The sequence below is a fragment of the Klebsiella pneumoniae complex sp. WS1778 genome (assembly GCF_049472055.1).
Lineage (GTDB): Bacteria > Pseudomonadota > Gammaproteobacteria > Enterobacterales > Enterobacteriaceae > Klebsiella > Klebsiella quasipneumoniae.
In genome coordinates, this window is sequence record NZ_JBKGTJ010000001.1 from 1,589,571 (window position 1) to 1,603,157 (window position 13,587).

The 13,587-nt window shown below is 59.2% G+C and carries 11 protein-coding genes; 6 read left to right on the forward strand and 5 right to left on the reverse strand.

Annotated features, from left to right (window positions below):
* The first annotated feature begins 387 nt into the window (after window positions 1-387).
* On the forward strand, window positions 388-1,971 hold the full coding sequence (locus tag ACLEXF_RS08090) for a TerC family protein (RefSeq protein ID WP_117129901.1): 1,584 nt from the start codon (window positions 388-390) through the stop codon (window positions 1,969-1,971).
* 416 nt (window positions 1,972-2,387) lie between these two features.
* On the opposite strand, the gene asmA is transcribed toward ACLEXF_RS08090, so the two are convergent.
* The 4 genes from asmA to alkA all read right to left on the reverse strand — a co-directional run bounded on the left by asmA (window position 2,388) and on the right by alkA (window position 6,542).
* On the reverse strand, window positions 2,388-4,235 hold the full coding sequence (gene asmA, locus ACLEXF_RS08095) for an outer membrane assembly protein AsmA (protein ID WP_117129900.1): 1,848 nt from the start codon (window positions 4,233-4,235) through the stop codon (window positions 2,388-2,390).
* Between the two features lie 30 nt (window positions 4,236-4,265).
* Window positions 4,266-4,847, reverse strand: a complete 582-nt coding sequence (gene dcd, locus ACLEXF_RS08100; RefSeq protein WP_004151145.1) for a dCTP deaminase — start codon at window positions 4,845-4,847, stop codon at window positions 4,266-4,268.
* A 90-nt stretch (window positions 4,848-4,937) separates the two neighbouring features.
* A complete protein-coding gene (gene udk / locus ACLEXF_RS08105; protein ID WP_002912442.1) occupies window positions 4,938-5,579 on the reverse strand; it encodes a uridine kinase in 642 nt (213 codons plus the stop codon).
* A 114-nt stretch (window positions 5,580-5,693) separates the two neighbouring features.
* Window positions 5,694-6,542 carry a DNA-3-methyladenine glycosylase 2 gene (alkA, locus tag ACLEXF_RS08110; protein WP_407259693.1) on the reverse strand — a complete coding sequence of 283 codons (849 nt, stop codon included), beginning with the start codon at window positions 6,540-6,542 and terminating at the stop codon, window positions 5,694-5,696.
* Window positions 6,543-6,679: 137 nt separating this feature from the next.
* Here alkA and yegD point away from each other — a divergent pair, with 137 nt between their 5' ends.
* The 5 genes from yegD to ACLEXF_RS08135 all read left to right on the forward strand — a co-directional run bounded on the left by yegD (window position 6,680) and on the right by ACLEXF_RS08135 (window position 12,005).
* Complete coding sequence (gene yegD, locus ACLEXF_RS08115) at window positions 6,680-8,032, forward strand: molecular chaperone (protein ID WP_004201546.1); 1,353 nt, start codon at window positions 6,680-6,682, stop codon at window positions 8,030-8,032.
* A gap of 288 nt (window positions 8,033-8,320) precedes the next feature.
* On the forward strand, window positions 8,321-10,177 hold the full coding sequence (locus ACLEXF_RS08120) for a sensor histidine kinase (protein ID WP_064794954.1): 1,857 nt from the start codon (window positions 8,321-8,323) through the stop codon (window positions 10,175-10,177).
* A 14-nt stretch (window positions 10,178-10,191) separates the two neighbouring features.
* A complete protein-coding gene (locus ACLEXF_RS08125) occupies window positions 10,192-10,899 on the forward strand; it encodes a response regulator transcription factor (protein WP_226632813.1) in 708 nt (235 codons plus the stop codon).
* A gap of 237 nt (window positions 10,900-11,136) precedes the next feature.
* On the forward strand, window positions 11,137-11,277 hold the full coding sequence (locus ACLEXF_RS08130; RefSeq protein ID WP_004146563.1) for a small membrane protein: 141 nt from the start codon (window positions 11,137-11,139) through the stop codon (window positions 11,275-11,277).
* Between the two features lie 116 nt (window positions 11,278-11,393).
* A complete protein-coding gene (locus ACLEXF_RS08135; protein ID WP_004201550.1) occupies window positions 11,394-12,005 on the forward strand; it encodes a helix-turn-helix transcriptional regulator in 612 nt (203 codons plus the stop codon).
* A gap of 274 nt (window positions 12,006-12,279) precedes the next feature.
* Here ACLEXF_RS08135 and ACLEXF_RS08140 read toward each other — a convergent pair whose 3' ends face one another.
* Window positions 12,280-13,554, reverse strand: a complete 1,275-nt coding sequence (locus tag ACLEXF_RS08140) for a dicarboxylate/amino acid:cation symporter (RefSeq protein WP_043520386.1) — start codon at window positions 13,552-13,554, stop codon at window positions 12,280-12,282.
* Between the last annotated feature and the right edge of the window lie 33 nt (window positions 13,555-13,587).

Here is a 13,587-nt window from a genome sequence, read left to right on the forward strand (position 1 = left end):
CAATTCCGCGTCTATGAACTGCGATCTGCCCTATTCTGCGCTCACTTCATAATATGAATTTTGCCGGTTTTGTGAGCGGGCTTCGCGCTTCGCTTCTCCTGTGTGCATCAATGCTCGCCGTGACAAACCGTGGGATGAAGCCCTTTTACCGCCCTCGCTGATACGCAGCCGAAAAAGTTCTGATACCGGCTCGCTTATTCCAGAGCAGTCGCCATGGTGTTATTTTTTCACTGTTCTTTACCGGAACATAATTCTTATCGGTTCGCTTTATGTGCTGGAAATATATCCATCCATGGCAGGGCGATATCCGCGTCGTTATTGCATTTTAGACTCATCTTATCCATGATCGTGGTAACACATACCGCAGTCGTACAGGTTTTAATACATATGGAATGGATTGCCGATCCGTCAATCTGGGCAGGTCTCGTCACGCTGGTGGTTATCGAACTGGTGTTGGGCATCGATAACCTGGTCTTTATCGCTATCCTCGCCGAAAAGCTCCCGCCCGCCCAGCGCGACCGCGCGCGGATCACTGGTCTGATGCTGGCGATGGTCATGCGTCTCCTGCTGCTGGCCTCTATCTCCTGGCTGGTCACCCTGACCAAACCGTTAATTGCTTTTCGCGACTTCAGCTTTAGCGCCCGCGATTTAATCATGCTGTTTGGCGGCTTATTCCTGCTGTTCAAAGCGACCGTCGAGCTTAATGAGCGGCTGGAGGGGAAAGACAGCGATAACCCCACCCAGCGCAAAGGGGCGAAATTCTGGGCAGTGGTGGCGCAGATCGTGGTGCTCGACGCCATTTTCTCCCTCGACTCGGTGATCACCGCCGTCGGCATGGTCGATCACCTGGCGGTGATGATGGCCGCCGTGGTTATCGCCATCAGCCTGATGCTGATGGCCAGCAAGGCGCTGACGCGCTTTGTTAACAGCCACCCGACCATTGTCATCCTCTGTCTGAGCTTCCTGCTGATGATCGGCTTCAGCCTGATTGCTGAAGGCTTCAGCTTTATTATTCCGAAAGGCTATTTATATGCGGCAATTGGCTTCTCGGTGATGATTGAAGCCCTTAACCAGCTGGCGCTGTTTAACCGCCGTCGCTTTCTTTCCGCCAATATGACGCTGCGTCAGCGCACCACCGAGGCGGTGATGAGCCTGCTGAGCGGTCAGAAAGAAAAAGCTGAACTGGATGCTAACACAGCGTCACTAGTCGCCGATCAGGATCATCATCCGCTGTTTAATCCGCAGGAACGCTTGATGATTGAGCGGGTGCTGAACCTGAATCAGCGCAGCGTCAGCAGTATTATGACCTCCCGCCATGATATCGAGCGCATCAACCTCAGTGCGCCGGAGGAAGAGATCCGCAGCCTGGTGGAAAAAAATCAGCATACCCGCCTGGTGGTGACTGGCGGGAAAGATAATGAAGACCTGCTGGGAGTGGTGCATGTTATCGACCTGCTCCAGCAGTCCCTGCGCCAGGAGCCGCTGGATCTGCAAGCGCTGGTGCGCCAGCCGCTGGTCTTTCCGGAGGGGCTGCCGCTCCTCTCCGCGCTCGAGCAGTTCCGTCAGGCCCGCACCCACTTTGCCTTTGTGGTGGACGAGTTTGGCTCCGTCGAGGGGATTGTGACCCTGAGCGACGTGATGGAGACCATCGCCGGCAACCTGCCCAACGAGGTGGAGGAGATCGACGCCCGGCACGATATTCAGCATCATCAGGACGGTTCGTGGACGGTTAACGGCCATATGCCGCTAGAGGATCTGGTGCAGTACGTTCCACTGCCACTGGATGATAAACGTGAGTACCACACCGTTGCCGGTCTGCTGATGGAGTATCTGCAGCATGTGCCGCAGGTGGGGGAAACCATTGAGATTGACGGTTATACCCTGCGCACGCTGCAGGTCGACAGCCATCGGGTGCAAAAGGTGCAGATCGTCCCGCCGGTAAAGCAGGATGAGCTGGATTATGAGGTGTAATCCTAAGGGATAAATAACGGCCCGGGGTATCCCGGGCCGTAAAATTGATAGCCAGGTACCCTGTTTATTGCCTGCTGGCGCTTCGCTTATCAGGCCTACGGAATGGCGACACAAACCGGGGAATTCCCCCCTGCCGCACAACCCAGGCCTAGTCAGGCGTATCCGCCGCCCGGCATTAACGTGACATCACACTTTGACGACATGCTCACATCACAGGAATTGATGCTCTACAGCCGCCACACTGCCTGATGGCGCTTCGCTTATCAGGCCTACGGGAGGGCGACACAAACCGGGGAATTACCCCCTGCAGCACAATCCTGGCCGGATCAGGCGCAGCCGCCGCCCGACATTAAGGTGACATCACACTTTGACGACAATGACACAGCCCGGAAGTCCCGGGCTGATGGTCTGGACGATTACAGCTTATCGAGCAGTTTTTTGGCGTCTTTGCTCTCTTTGCTGCCTTTATTACGTTCGACCCAGTCGTTGAGGCGCTGCTTCGCTTCATCCTGCAGCTGTTTGCGCAGGATCTGGTCGACCTGCAGGCTGTAGCTCAGCGACTGCCAGTCGCCATAGATGCGCAGCGGGATAGCGGTCTGTTTCAGGCGGTCGATAAGTTTGCCCTCGCCTTTCCAGCCGCCGAGCACGCGCACGTTAAAGCGCATATCGCAGTTCTCTTTCTGCAGATCGAGCTGACCTTCGCCGGTCATCGCCATCACATCGGACTGCCCCTGCAGGCGGTTCAGCGTCACCAGCCCGTTATCCAGCGTGAGCTGGCTGCTCACGGCATCCAGGCGGGTGGCATTGTCATAGTTTTCCTGCGCCCGCACGTTGGTGCTGCGCTCCACGGCCTGTTGCACCAGCTGCTGGAAGTTAAGTCCTTCGGTTCGGGTATCGGTCATCTGGAGCTGCGCCTGGCCCTGCCAGTGACGGCGGAAATCATCCGCGTCAATGCGCGTTCCGGAAAACTCGCCGGTCAGCGACAGCTTGCCGGTCAGGCTTAATGAATAGTTGAAGGCTTTGATCAGCGAACCAATCTCCACGTTCTGCAGCGCCGGCTGGAACGTCGCCTGCGGCGTGTCGCCGCGGGCATCAAGGGTCCCGGGGAGGGAGAGCTGGCCGCCGTCGAGGTTGCCCTGCATTTTGCTGACCCTCAGCAGCCCCTGCTGATTGCTGATTTCGCTCTGCACCTGTGTGAAGTTCAGGCCGCGCCACTGCAGCTGGTCGGCGCTCAGGGCCATCCGGCCGTTAAAGCCGCGCAGGCTCTGATAATCTTCGCGCTCATCGCTGTCGGCGATCACCGGACGCAGCGGTCGCGTCTGGCTCTGGCCCTGCTGGCTGGCGCTGCTGTCGGTCGCCGGCGAAGAGGATGCCAGCAGACTGTCGAGATTCAGGGTGGTGGCATGCAGATCCAATGACCAGTCCGGGCGGTCTCCCAGCACCACGCTGCCGTTGCCGGTGAGGGTGCTGCCGCTGGCCATCAGGTTCAGATTATCAAAGCGCAGGGTCTTGCTATCTTCCTGCCAGCTGGCCTGCAGGCTCCCCTGACCATTGATGCCGTCGGGGGGCAGCTCGGCGCCGCGCAGCTGCCAGCTGAGCTGGCTAAAGTCGGCTTTTAACGAGTGCGGATAGTCGCCACCCTGCACGGTGGCGGAGAAGCTCAGCGCCAGGTCGCGCTGGTCGCGGTTGACGCGGCCGGAGAAATCGACGGTGGCCCGGTGGTTCTCATCCTGCTCCATCTGCAGGCGGATGTCGCGCACGGTCACCTGCTCGCCGTTCTCATGCTGGAAGAAGAGCACGCTGTCGGCCACCTGCAGCTGGCGCACGTCGTAGGACCATCCGCGGTCCTCCGGAGCCAGCGGCAGGGTGTTGTCATGCGGCACCACCGGCGCGGCGCTGTCGCGAACCGCCTCGGTTTTCGGGGTCAGCTGGATCACCGCCCCCTTGAGCATCACCTGCTTCACCTGCAGCTGGTGCGAAAGCAGCGGCAACAGCGCCACGTCGAGGCGCATGTTGTCGGCGCGGATCACCGGCTCTTCGGCGCCTCGGGCGGTCAGCGTCATGCGTCCGCTGAGAATGCTGAGCTGCGGCCAGACGTGCCAGCGCAACGGGCCATCGAGTTCAAGCTGATAACCGCTGCGCTCTGCCACCTGATGCACCATATAGGCGCGAAAATCGTTGGGATTGACCAGCAATACCAACGAGGTAAGCCCGGCGACAATGACCGCCAGCAGGATCATCAGCGTTGTCAGTATTCGTCTCATGGCACCCTCAGCAACACCCCGTTGACGTTATCAATCCTTGTCGATTCGGCTCGCCACCGCGCCCTGTTGGTCGCGATATTTGGCGTCTTCACGGCGATTATATGGCCGCGCCGCCGGGCCCGATAAGGGTTCAAAGCTCAGCGCGCCGATGGGCATCCCCGGGCGCAGCGCCAGCGGCAGTTTGCCGGAGTTGTAGAACTCAAGCACGATGCAGCCGGACCAGCCCGGGTCGATGCGGTGCGCGGTAACGTGCACCATCAGCCCCAGCCGCGCCAGTGAGGAGCGTCCGTCGAGCCAGCCCACCAGATCGGCAGGCAGGGTGACTGACTCATAAGTCACCGCCAGCGCCAGTTCGCCCGGATGCAGGAAAAAGGCCTCCCCTTCCGGCAGGACAATCTCTTCGCTCATCACGCGGTCCAGCGCGGCGCTGACCTCGGCCTTCGGACCGCTTAAATCGATAAACGGCGCCGTGTGGCCGCGGAAGGTGCGGAATTTATTACCCAGCCGTACATCAACCGTCGCGCCATTAATACGCTCAACGGGCGGGCGCGGATTGATGGCCAGTCGCCCTTCATCCAACCAGGCTTCGATATCTCGGTCACACAGACGCATGGGCTTTCTCCTTATAAGGCTGCTTCCCGCACGCTTCGCGGCGGAGAGGGCAACAGGGCTACTCTTTGCACGTTACACAATTCGGCCAGGTTATTCAAAGAACTGACTGATTTTGGCCTTCAGAATATCAATCGCGATGCGGTTTTTGCCGCCGCGCGGCACGATGATGTCGGCATACTGCTTCGACGGTTCAATAAACTGCAGGAACATCGGGCGCACAGTCTTCTGGTACTGGGCCATCACCGAGTCCATGGAGCGGCCACGCTCGTTTACGTCGCGCTTAATGCGGCGCATCAGGCAAATATCGAGCGGGGTGTCGACGAAAATAGAGAAGTTGAGCTCGTTACGCAGACGCGCGTCGGTCAGCAGCAGGATCCCTTCAAGAATAATCACCTTCTTCGGCTCGACGTGAATGGTGTTCGGCGTGCGGGTATGCTCGACGTAGCTGTAGACCGGCAGTTCAATCGGCTGGCCGCTTTTCAGCATCTGCAGGTGCTGGAACAACAGACTGTGGTCCATTGAGCTCGGGTGGTCATAGTTGGTTTTGACGCGCTCTTCCATCGACAGATGACTTTGATCTTTGTAATAGCTGTCTTCCGGAATGACGCCAATATGTTCGTCGCCAACTTGTTCACGCAATTCGCGATAGAGAGTACTGGCAATAAGACTTTTGCCAGAAGCCGATGCGCCGGCGATACCTACAATGACGCACTGATGGGACATATCAGTCATAAATTTTTGCGACCTGATTAACCTGGATAGAGATGGAGGGTGGCGGCGGACCGCCAAACGCGGCAATTATAGGGATTTCAGCGTCCCGATACCAGTGGTATGCGCCCCGGACGGCTATTCCGCCGCCGGCGCCCAGTCATCGGTATACCAGATATGCAACAGCGCATAAGATCGCATCGGCTGCCAGCGGCGGGCATAGCGGGCGATGGCGGCTGGCGTCATTCCCGGAAAGCGCTGTTTAATCAGGTAGTCGTCCGGCAAAAAGATATCCTTCGCCTGCCAGCCGCGCAGGGCAAAGTAGTTTGCCGTCCAGCGGCCAATCCCGGGCAGAGTCTGCAGCTGACGCAGCCCGGCGTCGATATCCGCCGGCGCCGTCAGTGGCAGCTCGCCGCTGAGCGCCGCCCGGGCGAGGTGGATCAGCGCCTCCGCGCGGCGAAGCGGCATCCCCAGCGCCTTCAGCCCCTGCGGATCGGCCCGGGAGAGCGCCTCCGGCGTCGGGAATAAGGCATAGCCGGGGGCGTCCGCCAGCAGTTCGCCCCAGCCGGCCGCCACTTTGCCGGTGAGCCGGGCGGCCATCGCCACGCTCACCAGCTGGCCGAGCACCGCGCGCACCGCCTGTTCGAAAGCGTCCAGCGCCCCGGGCAGGCGCAGCCCCGGTCGCGCCTGCGCCAGGTCGCCCAGCGTGCGAGCGACCTGCTGCGGGTCGCAGGCCAGATCGAACAGCTGGCCAATTCGCGCATAGCAGATCTCAGCCACCGGCTGCAGCCCCGGGGAGAGCGTCACCCGCAGGCCCTGCGCCTCCTCGTCCGGCGCCAGATGAATCAGCCCGCCGTGGCCTGCTACGCGAAAGCTGCGGCTGTAGCCGCCGTCATGAAAACGCTCGACGCCAGCGACCGCACGCGCCTGCAGAAAACCAACCATCCACGCCCAGTCGTAAGGCGGGGTCCAGGGTAACAACACCATAAGCTCTCCTTTATATAGCGTTTCAATGATAGTCGCCCTTCACCGTCAGCGCCTTGCTTTTAAATTCCGGTTGTCGCCATGACGGCGATCCGCTAAAGTCGCCCCCCTTCTTCACCGGCATGGGGATTTTGCAGACGATGTTTATTGGTTTTGACTACGGCACCGCCAACTGTTCGGTGGCCGTGATGCGGGAAAACAAGCCCCAGCTGTTGACGCTGGAAAACGGCAGCGCCCTATTGCCCTCGATGCTCTGCGCGCCGACGCGCGAAGCGGTCAGTGAGTGGCTCTATCGCCATCACGATGTGCCCACCCACAGCGACGAAAACCAGGCGCTGCTGCGCCGGGCGATTGCCGCCAACCGCGACGAAGACATCGAGGTGCTGCGCAACAGCGTGCAGTTCGGCCTCGCCTCACTGCATCAATATGTTGAAGATCCGCAAGAGGTCTACTTCGTTAAATCGCCAAAGTCCTTCCTCGGCGCCAGCGGCCTCAAGCCGCAGCAGGTGGCCCTGTTTGAAGACCTGGTCTGCGCCATGATGCTGCACATCAAACTGCAGGCGGAAAGCCAGCTGCCCGAGCAGATTGACCAGGCGGTGATTGGCCGACCGATTAACTTCCAGGGCCTCGGCGGCGACGACGCCAACGCCCAGGCGCAGGGGATCCTTGAGCGGGCAGCCCTCCGCGCCGGTTTCCGCGACGTGGTCTTCCAGTTTGAACCGGTGGCCGCCGGCCTGGATTTCGAAGCTACCCTCAATGAAGAGAAGAGGGTGCTGGTCGTCGATATCGGCGGCGGCACCACCGACTGTTCCCTGCTGCTGATGGGCCCGCAGTGGCGGGAGCGCGCCGACCGCCAGCAGAGCCTGCTCGGCCACAGCGGCTGCCGCATCGGCGGTAACGACCTCGACATTGCCCTGGCCTTTAAATGCCTGATGCCCCTCCTCGGCATGGGCGGCGAAACGGAGAAAGGCACCGCGCTGCCGATCCTCCCGTGGTGGAATGCGGTGGCGATCAACGACGTCCCGGCGCAGAGCGATTTCTACAGTACCGCCAATGGCCGACTGCTGAACGATCTGCTGCGTAGCGCCCGGGATGCCGATAAGGTGGCCCTGCTGCTGAAGGTCTGGCGTCAGCGTCTGAGCTATCGCCTGGTGCGCAGCGCCGAAGAGAGCAAAATCGCCCTCTCCAGCGCCGCCCGCGTTGAGACCGCGCTGCCGTTTATTCAGGACGAGCTGGCTACCGATATCGCTCAGCAGGGTCTGGAAGCGGCGCTGGATCAGCCTCTGGCCCGCATTATGGAGCAGGTGCAGCTCGCCCTCGACAGCAGCCAGACCACCCCGGATGTGATCTATCTTACCGGCGGTAGCGCCCGCTCGCCGCTGATCAAAAAGGCGCTGGCGGCCCGGCTGCCCGGTATTCCGCTGGCCGGTGGCGATGATTTTGGCTCGGTAACCGCCGGGCTGGCCCGCTGGGCGCAGGTGGTTTTCCGCTAGTCCCCCCCGGCGCTGCCGCGCAGCAGGTCTGTCCTGATCGTGGCGCTGCAGATTACGCTGGAATATTCCTGGTCTCCCACGCAAAATGGCCTGTTCTTCCGGACAGGCCTGTCCACTTTCCTCCGATTCAGGGGGCGTATTATCCATACCGTAGCCAGTCGTCTGCGGTCAGTAATCTTTGCATGCCGCAAGGGGGCGTGATTGAAAAGGGTGTCTGCGATTTTCGCGGCGGTCCGGCGTTGCCGGCCGCAGTTCCTGGCAGGCTGGCTGGTCAGCTGCGGATTGCTCTTGCTGCTGGCCGCCCCACAGGCGCAGGCGGCGCCCCGACAACTGGGGACGGATATCCCCGTCGAATGGTACGCGGACGACAGCGGCCAGATGACCATCGATCGCTTTGCCGACCTGCCCGTGGACCGGCTCGCCACCACCCGGCAGATCCCCTCCTTCGGCTATTCACGCAAAACCCTGTGGCTGCGCAGCGAGCTGCCTGGCAGCTGGTTTGCCGACGAGTCGCGCTGGCTGCAGATTGGTCCCTCTTTCGTCGACCACCTGACTCTCTATTACCGGCCGTTGGGCAGCGACGCGCCGTGGACAGCGCGTACCTTTGGCGACCGCGACCCGGCCCGCGAGAGCGATCTTCACTATCGGGAAAGCGTGCTGATCCTCCCTCCGCCGCCGACCGCCGCCGGCTATGAGATAGTCTTTCGTCTGCAGAGCACCAGCACTCTGATCCTGCTGGCCTCGCTCTCTTCGCCGCAGGCCTATGTGCAACGGGCCGCCGCCGACACCGCCTTCTGGAGCTTCTATTTTGGTCTCGCGGCGGTCGCCAGCGGCGTGGCGCTGTGGCTGGCCCTGGCCCTGCGCCGGCGTCTGCTATGGGGCATCTGCTTCTTCTCGCTCAATTATCCGCTGGTGGCTGCCCTGCACGGCTTCCCGGAGTGGTTCTTCGGCCACGCCGCGCTGCCCTTCCAGGATTTTATGATCAGCAGCCTCTCGCTGTTCAGCTATGCCACCGCCCTCTGGCTACACAGTGAGATATTCGATTTAAAGAAAAATATGCCGCGGCTTTACCGGCTGCTGATCGCCGCCGTGGTGCTCAACCTGCTGCTGCAGGTCAGTATTCCGCTGGGTTTTTACGGCCTCGCGATGCAGATTGAAGGAGTGATCTTTATCATTATCACTCCGGTGCTGCTGTTCACCTCCTGGTGGCTGTGGCGCAAAAAAGCTATCGACCGCAACACTCTCCTGCTGGGGCTCCTGCCGCCGTTCTATGTCGCCGCCGCGGTGCTGGTGCAGCTGTCGATCCACGGTATTATCCCGTTTCATATGGCGATCTATTCCCTCTGGCAGTATGCGCTGATCGTCCACATCATTACGGTGCTGATCATTGCCATCCTGCGGGTGCGGGCTGAAAACCGCCAGCTGGAGCAGAAGCAGCGCCTGGCGCGCGAGCTGCAGATTGAGCGCGAGGCCAGCTTCCACCAGCGGCAGTTTATGGGCATGGTGGCGCACGAATTCCGCACCCCGCTGGCGGTGATCCAGGCTGCGCTGGAGAATCTCCGCCTCTCGGCGGCCTCCGCCAGCCAGGAGGCGCGCTTCGATCGCATCGGCCGCGCCGCCACCCGTCTGGTACAGCTCACCGATAACTGCCTCGCCGACGCGCGCCTCGCCTCCCACGATCTACACGTTGACCGCCAGCAGACCGCCCTGCTGGCGGTGATCAACATGGCCGCCTCGGTGGTAGCCATCTCCCATGATCACTACCTGAACATCCGCCATCACGGCGCGGTGGAAAGCCCCCAGCTGCAGGCCGATGCCGGTCTGCTGTGCATCGCCATCGCTAACCTGCTGGATAACGCGGTCAAGTATTCGCCGCCGGGCGAAATCACCATCGATATTCACGCTGATGCCGGGCAAACAGAGCTGCGCATTCGCGACTACGGCCCTGGGCTCCCCGCCGGACAGGCGGAACTGATCTTTGAGCGCTATCGCCGCGGGGAACATACGTCGCCGGTGCCGGGCGGCACCGGTCTCGGACTGTATGTTGCGCGTCAGATCGTGCAGGCTCATGATGGCAAACTGTGGCTGGCCGAGCATGGCCCGGACGGCTGCACCTTTATTCTCACCCTCCCCACGGTTGCTTAAGAGGAGAACGACGCATGGCTTTACGGCTGGCGATAATTGAAGATAACCCCGATCTGCTGGATGAACTGCTGGCCTGGTTGGGCTATCGCGGCTTCGAGGTATGGGGGACGCGGAGCGCTGAGGCCTTCTGGCGGCAACTGCACAGCCATCCGGTGGACATCGTGCTGATTGATATCGGTCTGCCCGGCGAGGATGGCTTCAGCGTGCTGAGCTACCTGCACGAGCTGGGGCACTACGGTCTGGTGGTGGTCAGCGCCCGCGGCCAACAGCAGGATAAACTGCAGGCGCTGAGCCTCGGGGCCGATGCCTATCTGATCAAGCCGGTTAACTTCGCCCATCTCGCGGAGACCCTGACCGCCCTCGGCGCCCGCCTGCAGCAGGATCGGCCGGCCCCTCAGCAGCCAGAGATGGCCAGCGCCGCCCCCGCTCCCGCTCCCGCTACCGGACTGTGGCGTCTGCATGAGGATAAACTGATCTCCCCAGACGCCCGGGCGCTGGAATTAACCCAGCAGGAATATCGCCTGGTGGAACTCTTAATGCGCAATCGCAACGAAGTGTGTAGCAAACTGGATCTTCATGCTTGCCTGTTTGCCCATGAAAGCGAGCCTGACCTGCACCGTATCGACGTGGTGGTTAGCCGCCTGCGCCACAAGGCTCGCCAGCAGGGGATCCACCTGCCCGTACGCGCAATCTTTGGTAAGGGGCTGGCCTTTATCTCCTGAACGACGGGGCATGTCGGCGGCCGCGCGGGATATGAATGACTCGCAAGTGTTAATTTTTCTCATTTTCTGAGAGAAATGAGAGGAATGAGACTGACGATAACCTTAAGAACTTTCTTATAGTGCTACTACATCAGGATGATGTCGTATGATTTTCATCGGACAGAAAAGCATATAACAAAACGTATTAGCCGTTCGCGGCAAATTCTGACACCATGCAACACAAACAAGGTATAAACAATGGCCATGCAAACGTGGTTAGTTTTATTGCTATGCATTTTTTTCTTCAGCATCTCTGTATACAGTTTTATTTCCTATCTGAAAGACAGGAGACGGCAGAAATTTACCTTTAACGATAAGCGTTCAATGCGTCGTAAATAATTCACTGTAGAATAATAAAAACATATTGTAGGTACTTTAATACAGTCAACACACCGCATACGCCCGGAGGATGTGTCACAGCATGGCGTTATGTTTTTGCGTAAGGAAATAACGCCATGAGAAACATTAATGTCACCATCAACACCCGCAATACCTTTGTCCGTGAATCGCTGATGGCTATGGTCAATGACCTCACGCAGGGCGAAATACGGGCGCGTTTTTCCTGGCGTAATAATGACCTGTCAGGGGAAGACATCATCATTTGCGAAGTGATCCCCGGCGAAATCTACCTGTGCAATACGCTGATTAAAAACAGGAAAAAAGGCAGTTCGCTGATTATCCTCCACAGCTACGACCAGTTGCCGGAAGATGATTTCATGATTAACTGCCTGAAAGGGGTTATTTTTGTTTCGCTAAAAACCGCCAGTATTCCGCAACTGCTGACGATCATTAAAAGCGAGCTCCAGCATTGTATGAGCCCGTCAGCCACCGACGCCGCGGGTCGGGAACTCAGCTGCGCCAGCTGCCCGCACCGCGTGCTGTCGCGCTCGCAGACCGCCGTGGTGCACGGTATTCTCGAAGGGATGGATATGAGTAAAATCGCCGCCCTGCAGCGCGTCAGTCCCCGTACCGCCGCCTATCATAAAAATAAGATTATGGAAAAATACAGTCTGAATAATAACCATGACTTTTTCCAGTTTATGAATCTGTTACGAGAGCGCTGGTAGGTAAATAGCGAGCAGAAGAGAATAAGATATTCGCCTGGCGATATTGTCGTAAATCCGAAAATAGCCACAGGATGCTAAAAAAGCGCCAGCGCTGCCAGACATAACGTTAAACTCTGACGCTTCCTCGGTATAAAGACGTTACCGCGCGCCTTTATATAAGAAAAAAGACTATTTACGAGGAAAACTGATACTTCGTCACATTGCCCCTGACGTGCCTGTCAGGGGTCTTTTTTTCGGTGTGGAATGGCGCCCTCTGCGCGAGGGCGCGGCAGGATCAGGCTTCCACTTTCTCCACTTGCCAGTCCGGCTGCGCTTCCTCGTCGGTCATCAGACCTTCGTTTTTCGACAGCATAGCGGTGGCGATGCCGTTACCCAGTACGTTGATGGCGGAGCGCCCCATATCGAGGAAATGGTCGATGCCCATCAGCAGCAGGATCCCGGCAACCGGGATATGGAAGCTGGGGATAGTGGCCGCCAGCACCACCAGCGCCGAGCGCGGTACCCCGGCGATGCCTTTCGAGGCCAGCATCAGGGTCAACATCATGACCGTAATCTCGCTAAAGCTCAGCGGGACGTTATAGGCCTGGGCGATAAACATCGCGGCGAAGGAGCAGTAGACCATCGAGCCGACGAGATTAAACGAGTAGCCAATCGGCAGAACGAACGAGACGATATTGCGCGAACAGCCAAACTTCACCAGCCGTTCGAGGGTCTTCGGATAGGCCGCCTCCGAGCTGCTGGTGGTAAAGGCTACCAGCACCGGATCTTTCAGCATGTTCAGCAGACGGAAGACCTCTTTCTTCAGCACCATATAGCCGACGGCAATCAGCACCGCGCTGGTCAGCAGCACCGCCAGGTAATAACCGCCGATGAACGAAGCGTAGTTGAGTAATATCCCCAACCCCTGCGAGGCAATCACCGACGAGATGGCGGCGAAAATAGCCAGCGGCGCAACGTACATCACATAGCCGGTCACCTTCAGCATAATGTGCGACACCACGTTTAGGGCCGCCACCAGCGGAGCATTAAACTTCTCGCCCAGCGACGCGCCGGCGATGCCAAAGAACATCGAGAACACCACGATCTGCAGGATCTCGTTGTTGGCCATCGCCTCGGTGATGCTGGTAGGGATGGTATGCGACAGGAACCCTTTCAGGGTCATGCCGCTGACCGCCAGGCCGGTATCCACCGCCTCTTTCGGTACCGTCAGGTTCAGCCCGGCGCCCGGGTGCTGGAAGGTGACGATCACCAGCCCGACGAGAATGGATAATACCGATGAAGTGATAAACCACACCATCGCCTTACCGCCCACCCGGCCGATGGTCGCCGTCTCGCCGAGGCGCATGATCCCGACCGTCAGGGTGCTGAACACCAAGGGCGCGATAACCATTTTGATTAAGCGCAGAAACAGATCGGTCAGCAGCGTGATGTTGTCTGCCCAGGCGGAGATAGTAGTCGGCGTCGCGTAGGCATGGATAGCCGCGCCGGAGAGGATCCCCATCAGCATAAAAACGACGATGAAGAGCGTGAGTTTGTTTGCGTTTGCCACAGCAATGACCCCTGATTATTTTAACACGTTGAT

Bases quoted from the DNA above. Each gene is read 5' to 3' on its own strand.
- ACLEXF_RS08090 (WP_117129901.1), top strand. From the start codon at position 388: ATGGAATGGATTGCCGATCCGTCAATCTGGGCAGGTCTCGTCACGCTG.
- asmA (WP_117129900.1), bottom strand. From the start codon at position 4,235: ATGAGACGAATACTGACAACGCTGATGATCCTGCTGGCGGTCATTGTC.
- dcd (WP_004151145.1), bottom strand. From the start codon at position 4,847: ATGCGTCTGTGTGACCGAGATATCGAAGCCTGGTTGGATGAAGGGCGA.
- udk (WP_002912442.1), bottom strand. From the start codon at position 5,579: ATGACTGATATGTCCCATCAGTGCGTCATTGTAGGTATCGCCGGCGCA.
- alkA (WP_407259693.1), bottom strand. From the start codon at position 6,542: ATGGTGTTGTTACCCTGGACCCCGCCTTACGACTGGGCGTGGATGGTT.
- yegD (WP_004201546.1), top strand. From the start codon at position 6,680: ATGTTTATTGGTTTTGACTACGGCACCGCCAACTGTTCGGTGGCCGTG.
- ACLEXF_RS08125 (WP_226632813.1), top strand. From the start codon at position 10,192: ATGGCTTTACGGCTGGCGATAATTGAAGATAACCCCGATCTGCTGGAT.
- ACLEXF_RS08130 (WP_004146563.1), top strand. From the start codon at position 11,137: ATGGCCATGCAAACGTGGTTAGTTTTATTGCTATGCATTTTTTTCTTC.
- ACLEXF_RS08135 (WP_004201550.1), top strand. From the start codon at position 11,394: ATGAGAAACATTAATGTCACCATCAACACCCGCAATACCTTTGTCCGT.